The sequence below is a fragment of the Streptococcus constellatus genome (assembly GCF_902167705.1).
In the GTDB taxonomy this organism is placed as follows: Bacteria; Bacillota; Bacilli; order Lactobacillales; family Streptococcaceae; genus Streptococcus; species Streptococcus constellatus_A.
In genome coordinates, this window is record NZ_CABHMZ010000026.1 from 36,751 (window position 1) to 53,387 (window position 16,637).

General features: G+C 41.1%; 14 protein-coding genes and 1 pseudogene. All 15 read right to left on the reverse strand.

Annotated features, from left to right (window positions below):
* Positions 1-106 precede the first annotated feature (106 nt).
* Complete coding sequence (locus FQ204_RS07480) at positions 107-1,966, reverse strand: proline--tRNA ligase (RefSeq protein ID WP_144210334.1); 1,860 nt, start codon at positions 1,964-1,966, stop codon at positions 107-109.
* Positions 1,967-2,003: 37 nt separating this feature from the next.
* A complete protein-coding gene (locus FQ204_RS07485; RefSeq protein WP_144210336.1) occupies positions 2,004-3,275 on the reverse strand; it encodes a M50 family metallopeptidase in 1,272 nt (423 codons plus the stop codon).
* A gap of 331 nt (positions 3,276-3,606) precedes the next feature.
* On the reverse strand, positions 3,607-4,410 hold the full coding sequence (locus tag FQ204_RS07490; protein WP_144210338.1) for a phosphatidate cytidylyltransferase: 804 nt from the start codon (positions 4,408-4,410) through the stop codon (positions 3,607-3,609).
* Positions 4,411-4,418: 8 nt separating this feature from the next.
* Positions 4,419-5,168: an isoprenyl transferase gene (locus FQ204_RS07495; protein ID WP_144210340.1), complete on the reverse strand. Its 750-nt coding sequence runs from the start codon at positions 5,166-5,168 to the stop codon at positions 4,419-4,421.
* A 488-nt stretch (positions 5,169-5,656) separates the two neighbouring features.
* A complete protein-coding gene (yajC, locus tag FQ204_RS07500) occupies positions 5,657-5,995 on the reverse strand; it encodes a preprotein translocase subunit YajC (RefSeq protein ID WP_144210342.1) in 339 nt (112 codons plus the stop codon).
* A 102-nt stretch (positions 5,996-6,097) separates the two neighbouring features.
* The gene (locus FQ204_RS07505) at positions 6,098-6,586 is read right to left on the reverse strand and encodes a prolyl-tRNA synthetase associated domain-containing protein (RefSeq protein ID WP_144210344.1); all 489 of its coding nucleotides are present in this window, start codon (positions 6,584-6,586) and stop codon (positions 6,098-6,100) included.
* A 98-nt stretch (positions 6,587-6,684) separates the two neighbouring features.
* A complete protein-coding gene (gene tkt / locus FQ204_RS07510; protein WP_144210347.1) occupies positions 6,685-8,661 on the reverse strand; it encodes a transketolase in 1,977 nt (658 codons plus the stop codon).
* 109 nt (positions 8,662-8,770) lie between these two features.
* Positions 8,771-9,862 carry an L-ascorbate 6-phosphate lactonase gene (ulaG, locus tag FQ204_RS07515; RefSeq protein ID WP_144210349.1) on the reverse strand — a complete coding sequence of 364 codons (1,092 nt, stop codon included), beginning with the start codon at positions 9,860-9,862 and terminating at the stop codon, positions 8,771-8,773.
* A gap of 160 nt (positions 9,863-10,022) precedes the next feature.
* Positions 10,023-11,693: pseudogene (locus tag FQ204_RS07520) on the reverse strand (BglG family transcription antiterminator).
* 195 nt (positions 11,694-11,888) lie between these two features.
* Positions 11,889-12,590 carry an L-ribulose-5-phosphate 4-epimerase gene (locus FQ204_RS07525; RefSeq protein ID WP_144210351.1) on the reverse strand — a complete coding sequence of 234 codons (702 nt, stop codon included), beginning with the start codon at positions 12,588-12,590 and terminating at the stop codon, positions 11,889-11,891.
* A 1-nt stretch (position 12,591) separates the two neighbouring features.
* Positions 12,592-13,452: an L-ribulose-5-phosphate 3-epimerase gene (locus FQ204_RS07530; protein ID WP_144210353.1), complete on the reverse strand. Its 861-nt coding sequence runs from the start codon at positions 13,450-13,452 to the stop codon at positions 12,592-12,594.
* A gap of 3 nt (positions 13,453-13,455) precedes the next feature.
* The gene (locus FQ204_RS07535; protein WP_144210508.1) at positions 13,456-14,121 is read right to left on the reverse strand and encodes a 3-keto-L-gulonate-6-phosphate decarboxylase UlaD; all 666 of its coding nucleotides are present in this window, start codon (positions 14,119-14,121) and stop codon (positions 13,456-13,458) included.
* 47 nt (positions 14,122-14,168) lie between these two features.
* The gene (locus FQ204_RS07540) at positions 14,169-14,654 is read right to left on the reverse strand and encodes a PTS sugar transporter subunit IIA (RefSeq protein WP_106101052.1); all 486 of its coding nucleotides are present in this window, start codon (positions 14,652-14,654) and stop codon (positions 14,169-14,171) included.
* 202 nt (positions 14,655-14,856) lie between these two features.
* The gene (locus FQ204_RS07545; RefSeq protein ID WP_003032305.1) at positions 14,857-15,138 is read right to left on the reverse strand and encodes a PTS sugar transporter subunit IIB; all 282 of its coding nucleotides are present in this window, start codon (positions 15,136-15,138) and stop codon (positions 14,857-14,859) included.
* A gap of 30 nt (positions 15,139-15,168) precedes the next feature.
* Entirely contained in the window at positions 15,169-16,629 is a 1,461-nt protein-coding gene (locus FQ204_RS07550) for a PTS ascorbate transporter subunit IIC (protein WP_144210355.1), read from the reverse strand.
* Between the last annotated feature and the right edge of the window lie 8 nt (positions 16,630-16,637).

The window sequence follows — 16,637 nt, forward strand, 5'->3', positions numbered from 1 at the left end:
TGTTCATTCAAAAAATAAAAATAGAAACAATCTCTTTAGGACTATAAGTCAAATTAAGATTGTGCCTATTTTTTGAATTATAATTTAGTTCTTGTTTCGGACCTATTTAATCATTTTTCTTCACTAAAATTTCAAGAGTTTCAAGAAGATTTTCTCCATTGACTTCAATAGTATCGCCAGTTGCTTTGATTTTAACTTCAACGATTCCATCTGCAGCTTTTTTCCCGATAGTCACACGGATTGGTAGCCCAATCAAGTCACTATCGCTGAATTTCACACCAGCACGCTCATTGCGGTCATCTGTTAAGACTTCATAACCAGCCTTGACTAGTTCTGCCTCTAGTTGTTCTGTCAAAGCAAGAGCTTCTTCATCTTTGACATTTACAGGGATTAGATGCACATCAAACGGTGCTAATTCTTTCGGGAAATTGATTCCCCAAGCATAGCGATAGTCTCCTTTTGGTGTTTTATTGACGAAGAGACGTGCGTGTTGCTCCATAACAGCTGATAAGAGACGGCTGACACCAATACCATAGCAGCCCATTACAACAGGAACTGCACGACCATTTTCATCTAAAACAGCCGCATTCATACTTTCTGAATAACGAGTTCCTAATTTAAAAATATGTCCAATTTCAATGCCACGTGCAAATTTCAAGACGCCTTGTCCGTCTGGTGAAATTTCTCCTTCACGCACCTCGCGAATATCCACATATTCTGCTGTGAAATCGCGGTCCGGATTGACACCGGTCAAATGATAACCGTCTTCATTGGCACCAACCACCGAATTTCGAACGTCCTCTACCTTGCGGTCAGCGATAATTTGAACATCTTCTGGAAGATGAACAGGTCCAAGAGAACCAAAGTTGGCTCCAAATAATTCACGAACTTCTTCTTCACTTGCTGGTTCAAAAAAATCAGCACCTAGATAATTTTTCAGCTTGACTTCATTCAGTTGATCATTCCCAACAAGAAGCGCTACAATCGGTTTCTCATCAGCAATATAAACCAACGTTTTAATTGTTTGGCTTTCATCAACATGAAGAAAAGCAGCGACTTCATCAATTGACTTGCAATCTGGGGTCTCTATACGAGTCAATTCCTCTTCTGCCACGACACGATTGCTTGGTTTGTATTCATTTGTTGCCATTTCCAAATTTGCAGCATAGCTTGACTCGCTTGAATACACAACAGTATCTTCACCAGACACCAACCAGCTCGTCAATTCTTCTTTGATTGCTTCTTGTACATCTGTCGGAATTTCATCAAAGCTAGTGACTGACTTGTCCAAGACAACCCAGCGCGTAAGGTCTGTACGGTCAGGTGTAATGGCCATAAATTCTTGGCTATCCTTCCCACCCATAGCACCACCGTCACCGATAATTCCTTTGAAATCAACCTCACTTCGTGTGAAAATATTCTCATAGGCAGTCTTATACTCATCGTAAGTCACATCTAAACTATCGTAATTGGCATGGAAGCTATAACCGTCTTTCATGATAAATTCACGTGTCCGCAATAATCCATTGCGAGGACGCTTTTCATCACGGTATTTAGCCTGAATCTGATAAAGATTGAGCGGTAATTGCTTATAAGATTTTACAGAATCCCGTACAATTACAGTGAATGTTTCTTCATGAGTTGGTCCTAAGATAAAGTCTGAACCTTCGCGATTTTTTAATTTATAGAGATCCTCACCATAAGTATCGTAACGACCTGATTCACGCCAAAGATCAGCACTAAGAAGGGCTGGAGCCAGCATTTCGACCGCACCGATTTTTTCAAATTCTTCTCGCATGATTTTTTTTGCTTTTTCAATCACGCGATTAGCCAATGGCAAATAAGAATAAACACCTGCTGATATTTGACGGACATAACCCGCACGTAGCATTAAGGCATGACTAATGACCTGCGCATCACTAGGCATTTCCCGCAGTGTTGGGATTAACATTTTACTTTGTTTCATAAATTCTTCCTTTTATTTATTATTTAGAATTCACCTTTTAAAAGAAGGTTCTCATAATATCATTCCAGGTCACCGCAATCAGCAACACCACCATGATGGCGACACCTGCTAAAGTGACATAGGTTTCTGTTTCTTGCTTCAATGGCTTACGCCGAATGGCTTCAAGAAGATTGAGCACAATCTTTCCACCGTCAAGCGCTGGGATAGGAATGAGATTAAAAATGCCGATATTCAGAGAAAGCATAGCTAAGAGAGTGATAACACTTTCAAGACCGCCTTTAGCCGCTTCACTGCTGGCTTTGTAAATCGCCACAGGTCCGCCCAGTTTATTGATATCTGGATGGAAAATTAAATTTTTCAAAGCGTCAAAGATGCGGAAACTAGCGTTCCAAGCCATGCTAAATCCACCCACAATCATAGACGGAAAGTCTGATTTCAAGCCCGGCATCACTCCTAATAAATATCTGCCTTGCTCTTTTTTAGGCTTAACTGTCAGCTCACGAACTTTATTTCCGCTTTTAACCGTCACGTTTAGTTCTGACTGCCCTTTATTGTTTTTCGTTTCGGACTGAACAGCTTGGGTCAAATCTGACCAATTCTTGATTTCTGCTTGACCAACTTTTAAAATTTGATCATTATTTTTTACACCAGCCTGAGCCAAGGCACCGCCCTGTAAGACACGAACATGATTTGTATGCTGGTCTGCAACGCCTCCCTGCATGAAAATCAACAGCAGAAAAGCTACAATTCCTAAAATGAAATTGTTCATCGGTCCTGCAAAGTTGGTAATGAGACGACCAACTAAACTAGCATTTTGATACTGCACATCAAGCGGCGCAATACGAACTTCTGTGCCATCTTCTTCTACGATTGTTGCGTCATGGTCAACCGCATATGTTTTTTGTTCGTCTAATACCAAACCAGTGATTTCAAGCTTGTCTTCCAAATCAAAGCCCGTTACATTCATGGGCAGAGCAGTTTGGTCGATTTTCTTGCCCGAAAGATTGATTCGGATAACCTTGCCTGCTTCATTTAAGGTCAAACTAGCAGGTGTTCCTGTTTTAATTTCTGTTGAATCTTCACCCCAACCTGCCATACGAACATAGCCACCAAGCGGTAACATCCGAATGGTATAGGCCGTGCCGTCTTTTCCGATATGTGCAAAAATTTTGGGTCCCATTCCAATAGCAAACTCCCGCACCAGAATGCCTGATTTTTTCGCAAAATAGAGATGCCCAAATTCATGGACGACCACAATAATTCCAAAAATAATGATAAAGGTAATGATTCCTATAATACCTGACTGCATTACACCAACCTTTCTACGTTCTCATAATTGATTTTACTTAGTTTTATTTTATAGCAAAGCAAAGATACCCCATTTTGCTTAAGTTTTGCTTATATATGAATTTCACAAAAGAAGAGAATAAGACAAAACAAATCTTAAAAATTTTTAGTCCATCGTCTCAATCTTGTCAACTTCAACATTAGGGGCTCTTCCGAGATTAAATAGTGAGCAAAGAGTAACTTGCTTTGCAAATGTCATCTCCAATCTCAAAGTCGTGATGTAACCAAGCAGCTACTGCGTCGTTAATTGATTACACCGTGAACTTTAAAATTGGAGATTTTTATCTTTCTCATTAGAACAATCCAAAGAAATGCATCAAAGGAAAGACAAATAACATGCTATCAAAACGATCTAAAACACCGCCATGTCCTGGGATAAACTTACCCGAATCTTTGACTCCAAAATGACGTTTAATCGCACTCTCTACCAAATCACCGAACTGACCTGCAATACTAAAGAATACAGCAAAAAGAAGCATGGCTGGTAAATGATGAGGTGCGGCAACATTTCTATCAAATAACATAAAAATAAATGTCACAAGGACTGCTGAAGCAATCCCACCTAGGCTGCCCTCTACAGTCTTATTTGGAGAAACAAGAGGAGCCAAGCGACGCACACCATATCTCCGTCCAACCAAGTAAGCTCCGCTATCCGTTGCCCAGACGATAAACAAGGCTAGCAGCACTTTGTCAAAACCAGCTACCCGCGCATCTAGCAAGGCATTGAAACCAATCCCCACGTAAAAACTAGCAGCAATCGGATAAGCCGCATCTTCAAAACTGTAATGTTTCCCCAAAACAGTTGAGCCTAACAATATAAAAACAACTAAACTATAGGCCACAACGTTTCCATCTACCGGCAAAAATTTCAAATAGTTTTCAAGTGGAATCGCCAGCACAAAAGCTGCCAACATGGCTAAAACACCTTCTAGTGTAGTACTTCTCAGCCCTTTCATTTGCAGCAATTCATGAACACCCAGCATAGCTAGAAGCCCCACTCCAATTTGCAGAAGCGGCCCTCCTATCATCAAAACTGGAATGAAAATAGCAAGCGCTACTCCGCCAAAAATAACACGTCTCTGTAAATCCTTATCCATAAATTCTCCTACACGCCGCCAAATCGACGATTTCGTTTACTATATTCTTCAATAGCTGCTTTCAAAGCTTTTTCATCAAAATCCGGCCATAAAATATCTGTAAAATACAGCTCACTATATGCGCTTTGCCAAGGCAAGAAATTACTCAAACGCAATTCTCCGCTTGTCCGAATAATCAAATCAGGATCGCGTAATAATCGAGGCAGATTGCTGGTTTGTAGATAATTAGCAATCATTTCTTCATCAATCTCGCCCGGACTGAACTTAGCATCCAACACATCTTGAGCAATCATTTTGACAGCTTGAACAATCTCAGCACGACCACCATAATTTAAAGCAAAATTAAGAATTAGACCTGTATTGAGTCGTGTCAATTCTTCTGCCTTACAAAGTGCCTCATAAGTTGCCTTAGGCAGACGTTCTGTGTCTCCGATCATTTGAATTTTTACGTTATTCCGATGTAACTCAGGCACATATCGATCGTAAAATTCAACTGGCAAGCTCATGATAAAGCTGACTTCTTTTTCAGGACGCGACCAATTCTCTGTGGAGAAAGCATACACTGTCAAAACTTGAACCCCCAGCTCCTTGGCTGCAATGGTAACATTTTGCAAAGTTTCCATTCCAGACTTATGCCCGAAGATACGTGGTTGCATACGTTTTTTAGCCCAACGTCCGTTTCCGTCCATAATGATGCCGATATGTCTCGGTATTTGCAATGGAACTTCAATCTTTTCTTTTTTCTTAAAACTAAACATCTGCTTGTTTTCCTAATAAAGTTTTACATTTCATTATATCATAAATCCTATAAAAGTGGGATTTATGCTTGTTTTTCAATCAAAAAAGAAGTTGGCAAGACGAAAAGTTTTATTCCAACTTCCTGTTTCACATTATTTTACGATAAAAATAAATGGTTTGTCTTTTTTAAAACCATATTCTGTTAAAGGAACTGTTGTCAATTGTTTGGTTTGGAAATCAAAAATAACTAAATGGCGTGACGTCAGAGTATAATACGAATTGTTTTTGTAAGTTGTAAAAGGAACCTTTCAAACAAAAATAAAAAAGCTAGGACAAAAGTGCTCAGCTCCTTTGTTTATATAAGACGCAGTGGTTGAGTGGGTTCTAATTCGCTGATAAAGCAACTTTTACAACCCTACTCAACTGTGCGGAGGTGGGACAACGAAATCAAGTTTCAAAGAAACTACTGATTTCTGTCCCACTCTCTTTTTTCTAACTTAAAACAATACTATTCTTCTTCAATAGCTGAATCTTCTGGGCATTCAACGCTTCCGTCAGCTCCTGCAACTGCTGTGATTCCCTCTGTGAGAGGCAATACAGTCTTGATAGCTGTTAATTCAAATGTTAGATAGACACCATCTACGTCAAGGACAACCGTTTTCTTTTCAGTATCGACTTCATCAACCGTACCATACAAGCCACCAATTGTAATGACTTCATATCCTTTTTGTAGTTTGCTCAAGCTCTCCATGCGTTTATCTGCTTGCTTTCTTTGAGAACGTTGCATGAAAAACATCAAGCCCATCATCGCAACCAACATAATTAAAATTGAAAAACCGTTACCCATTTTAGTCTCCTTTAGATTTCATATATTATCTACTATAGCAAATTCCTAGAGAATTTACAAGAAGGGGCTGAAATTTCTGAAAAGGCTCCTAACAAAACCCGACTAGCAGCAAACTCTTTTAGCTGTGTGCTCTGCTTTTTCCAAAAAAACCAAAAAGTCTGAGTAGGCGATATTGAGCGTTGTCGTATTGACAAAGGGATGAAAACCAACTGTCAGATGCGGGTCAACTTCCTCGTCCACAATCAGTTGAACTTTCTTTTCCTTATCAAAAAGCAGCCCAAAAGGCGTGACCGCACCTGGCTCTACCTGCAAAAGCTCCTCCAGCTCCTTGTCATTAGCAAAAGATAACCGTTTTTCATCTAAGACTTCTGCCAAATGTTTGATATCTGCCGTTTTTTCGTCCCGCAAAATGACCAAATAAAATTGACGTCCTTTTTTGTTTTTCAAAAAGAGATTTTTGACCTGTTGCCCCGGTAGGACAATTCCTTTTTCAGCCGCCTCAATAACGGAAGAAATTGGTTCATGATCCAGACGATCATAAGAAATTTTCAATTCATCCAACAGCTGATAAATCATACTTTCCTTTGTCATTTTTATACCTCCGAGATAAAATTTCCTATTCTCATTATAGCATTTCTAGTTAGAAAAACCGAAGCAAAGTAAGCCTCGGTTCTTTTTCTCGATAACAATTATTTCAAATTTTTCACAACTTCTACGACATGATCAACGGTGAAGCCATATTCTTCCATTACCTTAGCAGCTGGGGCAGAAGCACCGAATTTGTCAATGCCGATAACAGCTCCGTCAAGTCCGACATATTTGTACCAAGACTGGGTTGCAGCCATTTCGATGGCGACACGGCGACGAACTGCATTTGGTAAAATTGCTTCTTTGTAAGTGGCATCTTGTGCATCAAAGATATCTGTTGACGGTACGCTGACAACGCGAACCTTTTCTCCTTGTGCTTCCAACTCTTTTGCAGCTGCAACAGCTAAGTTGACTTCAGAACCAGATGCTAGAAGGATTGTATCAAAACCACCTGCTGTCTCATACACGACATAAGCTCCTTTTGCTACCTTGTCAAAGTCAGTTCCAGCTTCAACAGTCAAGTTTTGACGCGTAAGAACAAGAGCTGTAGGGGTTGATTGGCTCTTCAGCGCCAAGTACCAAGCCGCCTGCGTTTCACGTGCATCTGCTGGACGCAAAACATTGAGGTTTGGAATGGCACGAAGACCAGCCAAATGCTCAATCGGCTCATGAGTTGGACCGTCTTCACCAACTGCGATTGAATCATGTGTAAAGACATAGGTCACAGGCAAGCCTTGAAGGGCTGACAAACGAACGGCTGCCTTGACATAATCTGAGAAGACAAAGAATGTACCGCCATAAACGCGAAGTCCTCCGTGAAGCGCCATACCATTCAAAATAGTACCCATAGCAAATTCACGCACACCGAATTGAATGTTGCGGTTGAGACGGTGGGCATCGTCTTGCAAGCCATCTTCTTTGATGTAAGTCATATTAGAATGCGCAAGGTCAGCAGATCCGCCAAGGAAAGTTGGGAGGACTTTTGCGGCTGCATTCAAAGCATCTTGGCTAGAATTACGAGTGGCTTGCGAGAAACCTGTTTCTACTACTGGGAAATCTTCTGACTGAATCTCAACTGGGTCTTGTCCCGCAATAATGGCAGCAACTTCATCAGCTAAATCAGGATAGGCTTGTTTGTATTCTTCAACAAGTTTTGCCCAAGCATCATAAGCAGCTTTGCCGCGTTCTGCAACATTAACACGATAATCTTCGTACACTTCTTCTGGAATTTCAAATGGTGCATAATCCCAAGCAAGAGCTTTGCGAGTAGCAGCTGCTTCTTCTGCACCAAGAGGAGCTCCATGAACAGCATTGGTGCCCTGTTTATTTGGCGCGCCATAACCAATGACCGTTTTGACTTCAAGCAAGGAAGGTTTGCCAGAAACTTTTGCGGCTTCAATAGCTGCATTGATCGCTTCTAAGTCTGTTCCGTCTTTAACCAAAGCTGTGTGCCAGCCGTAAGCATTGTAACGGTCACGAACACTTTCTGTAAAGGAATCTTTCGTTTCTCCGTCCAAATTGATGTCGTTTGAATCATAGAGAACGATGAGCTTATCTAGCTTTTGCAGTCCAGCATAAGAAGCCGCTTCAGCAGACACGCCTTCCATCAAGTCTCCGTCACCACAGATGACATAGGTATAGTGGTCAAAGATCGTATAGCCTTCACGGTTATACTTAGCAGCTAGGAAACGTTCTGCTTGCGCAAAACCAGTTGCCATAGAAATTCCTTGACCAAGTGGACCAGTTGTCGCATCTACACCAGCCGTGTGTCCAAATTCTGGATGTCCAGGCGTTTTAGAGCCCCATTGACGGAAGTGCTTGATTTCGTCCATTGTGACATCTTGAAAACCAGACAAGTGAAGAAGTGCATAGAGCAACATAGACCCATGACCTGCTGACAAGATAAAACGGTCACGATTGACCCAATTTGGTACTTCTGGATTCACACGCATTTGCTTAGTAAACAAGTCATAAGCCATCGGTGCTGCGCCCATGACAACACCTGGATGCCCAGATTTTGATTTTTCAATAGCATCAATTCCCAAAAAACGAATGGCATTGACAGATAAATTTGACATTGAATTCTCCTTTTATAATACTACTCTTTCAGCAGCAATATTCTACACTATCATTATATGAAAATTATCCGCATATCGCAATGTATACGGATAATTCCCACTTAATTTTTTATAGTAAAGCCTTAAATTGAATATTTGAATCGTGCTCGAAGCAATCATCAAAACCACGTGGATGGTGGTATTCAATTCTGTCTTTGTCTTGCGGATAAGTGTATTTACCGCCGACTTCCCAAATGAATGGATGGAACTGATATTGCAAGCGCTCTTTGCGCATTTTCCAGAGGGCAAGAATCTCATCTGTTGAAGCCATGAAATTAGACCAGATGTCGTAGTGAACTGGAATAATGACTTTGGCACGCAGATTTTCAGCCATACGAAGCAAATCAATCGAAGTCATCTTGTCTTGAATACCGATTGGATTGTCACCGTAGTTGTTAATCGCTACATCAATATTGAAATCTTTTCCATGTTTGGCAAAATAGTTTGAGAAGTGAGAATCTGCGCCATGATAAATCGTACCACCAGGTGTTTCAAAGACGTAGTTGACTGCCTTACGCGCCATTTCTTCGTCAGTTACAGCAAGCCCTTTCAGTTCACCGTCTTGAGCATCCGCACCGTCAACTGGAAGTGTCACTAAGCAGGTCCGGTCAAAGGATTCCACAGCTGTAACCTTTATATCTTTAAACTCGAAGCTTTCACCCGGTTTGATAATCATAATGCGTTCTTCTGGAACACCCCATTTTTTCCAAACTTTGCCACATTCGTAAGGACCGACAAATTTCACATGATTTAATTTCGGATTGTTGACGATAGCTGCAGCAGTATTGATGTCAATATGGTCGCTGTGAAAATGAGAAACAAGGTAATAGTCCAGTTCGTTAATTGCAAATGGGTCAATCACCATTGGCTGCACACGGAGATTTGGTTGCAATTTACGTACGCCTGCCATATTCGCCATTTGGTGACCACGCACCATGTCTTTGACCTTTTTGGTTGATTTTCCGCGGTTGGACCAGAGATCCATGACAACATTTGCACCGCCAGGTGTCTTAATCCAGACACCACAGTTGCCTAGCCACCACATAGCAAAGTTGCCTTCTGGCACAACTTCTTCTTCAATTTCTTCATTGAGCCAGGTTCCCCATTCTGGGAAAGTGGATAAAATCCAAGATTCTCTTGTGATTTCTTTTACATTTGGCATGTTCGTTCCTCCTCAAGATATTTTATTCTACATTCTTAGTATAGCTCCCTTCAATAGATTAAAAAAGACCAAATAAAGCACATGTCTGTGTTCAAGATTGGACTATTTTTCACAACTAAAAAAGCAGGGAATTTTATCCCTAGCCAGTCATCTTATTCTTTCATTCTTCCGTTGAAGTTGATAATAATTCTTCGTTGACAAGTTTTTGAATTTTATTTTTCAGCTCTTGTGTGCGAGTTGAATCCTTGAGGTATTGTGACAAAAGTCGTTCTAAATCTTAACTAAATCGTACACCTTTAGTAGAAAGAGCTTGATCTTTCACAAAAGAAGTAATATTCAATACATCCTCGTAATCCAAAATGGGCTGAACCTGTATCGTTGGCAGAGTGGTTTCCAATCCATCATTTGTCGTAATCAATAAGTCCACATCTAAAATATCTTCAACGCTTTTGAATTGTTCTGTCGTAAAAACAGCGCCTAAATCTTCATTCGGCAAATGATACAAGCATTGTTTGAGTAGCAATTTCTGCACAGCGACTCCCTCATCACAAACTAAGTAAATTCGTTTGGCATCTTGTTTTTCAGCATGATTGTGCTTTAAAAATCCACCCATATGAAGAGCAAGGTAAGCAACTTCATCGTCGGTTAGTGAAATGAGCCATGCTTCCTCCAAAATCACAGAGCAAGACTTGGTGACTGCAAACAACTCCGCATATTTTTCCTTGATTTGTCTCGTCAGCGGATTTTTAGACAAAATGCCATAAGTTTTACGAAATAACAGAGCCTTGCAATGTGTCAAGAGATTTCGCAACAAATCTTCTTTATTTTCAATTTCAAAATGCGAACTGACTTCAAACCGCCAAATAAACTCATCGATTGCTTCTTTTAATTGGACAAAATCTTGACTGGTTGCATGAATATCCCTGTCCTTCCGATAAGAAAGCAACAGAACAGCTAAAAGAGAAATCTCAATATCATTTAACTGAAAGCCAAATGTCGTCCATAAATTGCGATTCAAATGTTTGGCTGCCTGGTATTCTATCCGCTTGCGAATCAAGGTAAACTCACGCTTCAAGTCTTCTTGCTCTTCCTCATTCAAAGCCATATTGCGACAGCTCAACAGTAGATAGGGCAAAACTTGCAGCATGAATTTGATTTCATGGCGATTGATTTTCTTGCCCAAATCCTGCTCCACATCTTGCACTCTTTGATTGAGAAAATCCTGTAAGTCATCGGACAGAAGAATTTCTTCACCGACAAAGTTTTTTATCTTCTCCGTTAAAATCGTTACAAAACTATGGTTTCCCTCTACAAAAATGTGGTACAAGAGAGAATGAACATATTGGATTTTATTGAGCGGATGACATTTTAAAAAATATCCTTGCGCTTTCGTGGAAGTGAGATTAACTTGATACTGCTCCGAAGCCAATTGATTGCGGATTTCATTCAAATCATTGAAAACCGTATTGCGAGATACCTCTGTCAATTCCATCAGTTTTTCAATGGTGACACGCTCTTTTGCAACACAAATATATAGAACAGTCAGCTGCATACGCTCGGTCATGCTCATGACATAACTATAAGAATCGACTCCTTCCAGCAAAGATTGGCACAATTCCTTTTGCTGTGCAGTTAAGACAATCCCTACTCTCGGACGGCTACTAATCACTTCACCAGCCTCCGCTAAAGCATCATTGATTTTTTCTAAATGATAATAAATCTTCCTCCGCGATTGATGCGTCGCCCGTGAAATGGTCATAATCGTTTCTGGCTCTTCCAACTGAATGAGGTATCTTAGTAAGTCACAACTTGTTTGGTCCAATAATATCATCATTTACTCCTTGAAAGGGATTACAAACCATTATAACATTTTTCACATATCATTCACATGAGACTGAAAGAATTTATTCGTTATTTTGGTCATTTTTAGCGCTTTTTCATAGCAAAATGAGAAAAGCAAGGCGAGGAACCAACATCATGACTATTCTCAATCATGGTAGTCGTCCTCCTCCTTGATTTTTCATAATTACTTTTTCTGTCCGTAGTAAGCGTTCTTTCCGTGTTTCCGCAAGTAATGCTTATCTTTGAGATCTTGCGGTACTTCTGCAACAGTTGGATTGATAGCTTCCGTATAGCGTGCCATACGAGCAGCTTCTTCAAGGACAACTGCATTATAAACAGCAGACTTTTCGTCCTTGCCCCAAGCAAATGGTCCATGGTTGCGGACGGTCACACCCGCTACTGCGAGCGGATCTAAGCCACGCTTGGCAAATTCTTCAATAATGACTTTTCCTGTTTCTTTTTCGTACTCGCCATTGATTTCTTCAGTTGTCAGAGCACGAGCGCAAGGAATCGCCCCGTAGAAAGTGTCAGCGTGCGTCGTGCCATAGCAAGGAATATCACGCCCTGCCTGCGCCCAAGCCACGCCTTCTGTCGAATGCGTATGAACAATGCCACCAACTTCTGGAAACGCTTTATACAACTCGACATGCGTCGGCAAATCGGACGATGGATTTAAGTCTCCTTCGACAATATTACCGTCCAAATCCGTCACAACCATATTTTCTGGAGATAATTCTTCATACGCCACACCGGAAGGTTTAATGGCAATCAAACCCTTTTCACGGTCAATCGCCGAGACATTGCCCCAGGTAAATTTCACCAAACCATGCTCTGGAAGCTCCATATTGGCTTTATAGACACGTTCTCGTAATTCTGGTACTAACATTTCATAACCCCGCTTTCTCAATGAGTGGATAAAGGAAATCTTGCGCTTCTTTGATAGTGGCTTTGGTTTCTTCCACCGTTTCACAATTTTCAGACCACATTTCAATCAAGAACGGACCTTGGTAATTGGTTTTCTTCAAAACGGCAAACATTTCTTCCCAATTGACACAACCTTTGCCAAAAGGTACATCGCGAAATTGCCCTTTAGAATGCTCTGTCACGGCATAGGTATCTTTTAAGTGCAACGCAGCAATTGCCTGATGACCAAGATAAAATTCACTCCAGAGGTCATTATGCCAAGCAGAAACATTGCCCGTATCTGGATAGACGAAAAGATAAGGTGAATTGATTTCTTTTGCCACAGCCAAATATTTTTCAATGCTGTTGATAAATGGGTCATCCATAATCTCAATAGCCAACATGACTTGTGCCTGCTCAGCCCAATCACATGCTCGGCGCAGATTTTTTAAGAAACGAGCGCGCGTGGCTGGGGATTTTTCTTCGTAATAAACATCATACCCTGCTAATTGAATGACTCGCACACCCAAATCTTGCGCTAACTCAATACATTGTTTCATCGTTTCAAGTGATTTTGCTTCTAGCTCAGGATCGTCTGAGCCTAAAGGATAGCGCCGATGACCGCTAAAGCAAATGCTTGGAATCCGCATACCTGTATCATAGATAGCTTTTACAAGCTCTAGGCGTTCTTCTTTGGACCAAGTGAGACGTGCCAGCCGAGCATCGCTTTCATCAACCGACATTTCCACAAAGTCAAATCCCATTTCCTTGGCAAATTCTAACCGTTCCCGCCAAGAAAAATGCTTCGGCGTCGCCTTTTCATAAATTCCAATCGGACGTGCCATGGCTTACCCCCAGATTCGTTTGATTTCATCTTTGAAAGCACGCGCAGCTGCTGCTGGATTTTCAGCTTCTGTAATGCCGCGTCCAGCAATAAAGGTAAAGACATCCACTCCTTCAAAAAGTTTGAGCGTGTCCACATTCAAACCACCCGTTACAGACACGCGGAAGCCCATTTCAATCAATTTCTTAACTTTATTGAGATCTTTTTCACCCCAAGTTTCACCAGCAAGAAGTGCATCGCGTGATTGGTGATAAATAGCCTGTGAAATTCCAGCATCAAGCCAAGTCTGAGCTTGCTCATAAGTCCAGTCTCCGTAGAGTTCAATTTGAATCTCACCGCGCTCGCCACGTTCTTCTTGAATCGCTTTTAGAGCGGCTTGCATAGTCGGAATCGTCGCACAGCAAATGCAGGTCATCCAGTCCGCTCCGCGAACGGCATTATTTTTAGCAACCGTACCGCCAGCGTCAGCACATTTAGTATCAGCAACGATGATTTTATCAGGAAATAAACTGCGCAGCACTTCTACCAGCTCACTGCCGACTTGCAAGAGACAAACCGTTCCTGCTTCAATGACATCCACTTCATGCCCGACCGACACAGCCGCTTTAATGGCTCCTTGCAAGTCTGAATGATCTAGTGCAACTTGTAAATTTGGAAGACGTTTTGACATCATTTTCTCACTTTCTATTTTCTAATATATTGAAACACAACCATTTACTAACTATCTAAATCCAATCCTTCTAAATAAGGACTATTTTTTGACTCATCAATTAAGGCTAAAACCTCTGCTTCTGTTTGACATGCTAATAGGCGGTCAATAGAATTTTCCAATTCAAAGAGGGCAATAATCTGCGGAATGGCAACACTCGTATGAATTTTTGAACTCGTTGCTGCAAGAGCTAACAAGACACTCACGCCTTTCCCGTCTGAGAAAGTTACAGGCTCTTTCAAAGTCACCAAAGAGAAGGCATCTTTTTGTACACCAGCTTCTGGACGAGCATGTGGCATCGCCATACCCGGCATCAAAATATAATAAGGACCATATCCTTCTGTGGATTTGATGATTGCATCATAATATTCAGGCTTAACAGCTCCGCTTTCAATCAAAGGGTCAACAGAAAGTTTGACCGCTTCTTGCCAAGTCGAAGCAGAAAGCCCTAAACGAATGGATTTGTTTTCAATCAATGCTTGCTTTAAATTCATGGCTTCTTCCTTTCGTAGAAAATGGAAACTCAAAACGGATTGGCAAAGAGAAATCCTCTGCTACTTTAAAAGCACAATAGACTTCAACTTTCCTGCGTTTTCAGTTTCACCTATCCTTTTAAGCGAATGAGGCTTGGACAAACGTCCAAAGCCTCTATATCAATTTCTTAAGCGACGAGGCTGAGACAAACCTCTAGCCGCATCATTCCAGTACTTGTGATAGTTTTTCAGTGATTTCTTTGTCGTCCATCAGATTATCCAGACCGATCAATTTGCCATTTGTCCGTCCGTCCAATTCATGAATCAAATGAAGAGAGGCAATGACGATGTCATAACCAGAAGCTAAACTTTTAGCTTCGCCCACACTGCATGAATTGACTGTGAAATCTGTTTGCCCAAGTTTACGTAGAGCATTTTCTACTTTCATCTTAATCACCATAGATGAACCCATGCCATTTCCGCACGCTGTTAATACCTTAACCATATTATTTTCCTCCAATATTTAAATCTATTTTTATTCTTCTTCTGCTTGAACATCACCACGGTAGTATGCTTCCTTGTCTTTTGCTTTAGCAAATTGAAGTTGCGGAATAGCCAGCAAGAATACACAGACAAGAATGTAACCAACAATACCAAGGTATTTGAAGAGATAACCAAATCCAAGCCATGGGAATTCAAAGTCAATATTTCCATGGTAACCGCCGTAAGAAGCAAGACCGAGAAGCGCCACACAGAGAGCACCAAGCGCTACTTGTAGCACCCCTGAGATAAAGGACAGGATAACCGCTGCTTTCCAGCCACCACGCTTATCCGCATAAACCGCAATCGCTGCATTGTCAAAGAATACTGGAACGAAACCGGTGATAATCAGAATTGGATTCTTAAAGACAATCAAGAGCATAATGGTAATCAATTGTCCAATCAAACCGAAAGCAAAGCCTGAAAGCACCGCATTTGGTGAACCAAAACCGTAAGAAGCTGCAACGTCCACAGCTGGGAATGAACCAGGAAGCAATTTATTAGAGATACCCTGGAAGGCATTGGTCAATTCTGCTACGAACATCCGCACACCTTGCATCAAAACAAAGAGATAAACGGAGAACGTGAAGGCTGTTTGAATGATATACATGTAAAAGTCTTGCTTAGCAGGATTGTAAACTGTACCTGATGTGATAACTTTTGCATTTGACATGATATCTGGACCTAAGATTAAGAGAATGGCTCCAAAGAAAACCAACATCAACGTCGCTGAAGCAACTACTGTATCGTGGAAAATAGACAAGAATTTTGGTAATTTCAAGTTGTCAAGATTTTCTTCTTTCTTGCCAAATTTGTCTGCAACTTTATCCACAAACCAGATAGCAAATTGTTGTTGGTGACCAATCGCAAAACCACCGCCACCAGTTAAACGTTGTGTTGCTTCTACTGTCATATTGGAGCTAACTGCCCAGTAAAGTCCACAGATGACACCGATTGCCAGCACGCCCCAGCTATTACGCAATTGAGGAACAAGGAGAAGAACCATCAATGAAACGGTTGCTGCTTGTTGCACCATGATATGACCTGTAATGAACAGCGTCCGCACTTTCGTAATTTTCCGAAGAGCAACGAGCAGGATATTGACACCAAAACCAATCAAAAGTGCTGTTGTTGCTGCTCCGACAAAGTTTGGAAATTCTTCTGCAATCTTTGTATTTGCCGCTGTTAGTCCAAAGTAAGGGTCAATAACCGCTGCACCAATCTTAAACTTAAAGTTCAAAGCCGCCAAAATCGGACGGAAAGTTGTTACCAAACCTCCAGCACCAACGTTCAACAGCATATAACCAACTGTCGCTTTGATGAAACCAGCATAGACATCATGCGCTGGCTTTTTCAACAGAGCATAGCCAATTAGAACCAAGAGACCTACAAAGAAGGCCGGATTCTGCAAAATGTTTTGCGAGAACCAGTTCAGAATGTTTAAAATGATGTTCATTTTAACTC

Bases quoted from the DNA above. Each gene is read 5' to 3' on its own strand.
- FQ204_RS07535 (WP_144210508.1), bottom strand. From the start codon at position 14,121: ATGTCAAAACGTCTTCCAAATTTACAAGTTGCACTAGATCATTCAGAC.
- FQ204_RS07490 (WP_144210338.1), bottom strand. From the start codon at position 4,410: ATGGATAAGGATTTACAGAGACGTGTTATTTTTGGCGGAGTAGCGCTT.
- FQ204_RS07485 (WP_144210336.1), bottom strand. From the start codon at position 3,275: ATGCAGTCAGGTATTATAGGAATCATTACCTTTATCATTATTTTTGGA.
- FQ204_RS07480 (WP_144210334.1), bottom strand. From the start codon at position 1,966: ATGAAACAAAGTAAAATGTTAATCCCAACACTGCGGGAAATGCCTAGT.
- FQ204_RS07550 (WP_144210355.1), bottom strand. From the start codon at position 16,629: ATGAACATCATTTTAAACATTCTGAACTGGTTCTCGCAAAACATTTTG.
- tkt (WP_144210347.1), bottom strand. From the start codon at position 8,661: ATGTCAAATTTATCTGTCAATGCCATTCGTTTTTTGGGAATTGATGCT.
- FQ204_RS07540 (WP_106101052.1), bottom strand. From the start codon at position 14,654: ATGAATTTAAAGCAAGCATTGATTGAAAACAAATCCATTCGTTTAGGG.
- FQ204_RS07505 (WP_144210344.1), bottom strand. From the start codon at position 6,586: ATGACAAAGGAAAGTATGATTTATCAGCTGTTGGATGAATTGAAAATT.
- yajC (WP_144210342.1), bottom strand. From the start codon at position 5,995: ATGGGTAACGGTTTTTCAATTTTAATTATGTTGGTTGCGATGATGGGC.
- FQ204_RS07495 (WP_144210340.1), bottom strand. From the start codon at position 5,168: ATGTTTAGTTTTAAGAAAAAAGAAAAGATTGAAGTTCCATTGCAAATA.
- FQ204_RS07530 (WP_144210353.1), bottom strand. From the start codon at position 13,452: ATGGCACGTCCGATTGGAATTTATGAAAAGGCGACGCCGAAGCATTTT.
- FQ204_RS07525 (WP_144210351.1), bottom strand. From the start codon at position 12,590: ATGTTAGTACCAGAATTACGAGAACGTGTCTATAAAGCCAATATGGAG.
- FQ204_RS07545 (WP_003032305.1), bottom strand. From the start codon at position 15,138: ATGGTTAAGGTATTAACAGCGTGCGGAAATGGCATGGGTTCATCTATG.
- ulaG (WP_144210349.1), bottom strand. From the start codon at position 9,862: ATGCCAAATGTAAAAGAAATCACAAGAGAATCTTGGATTTTATCCACT.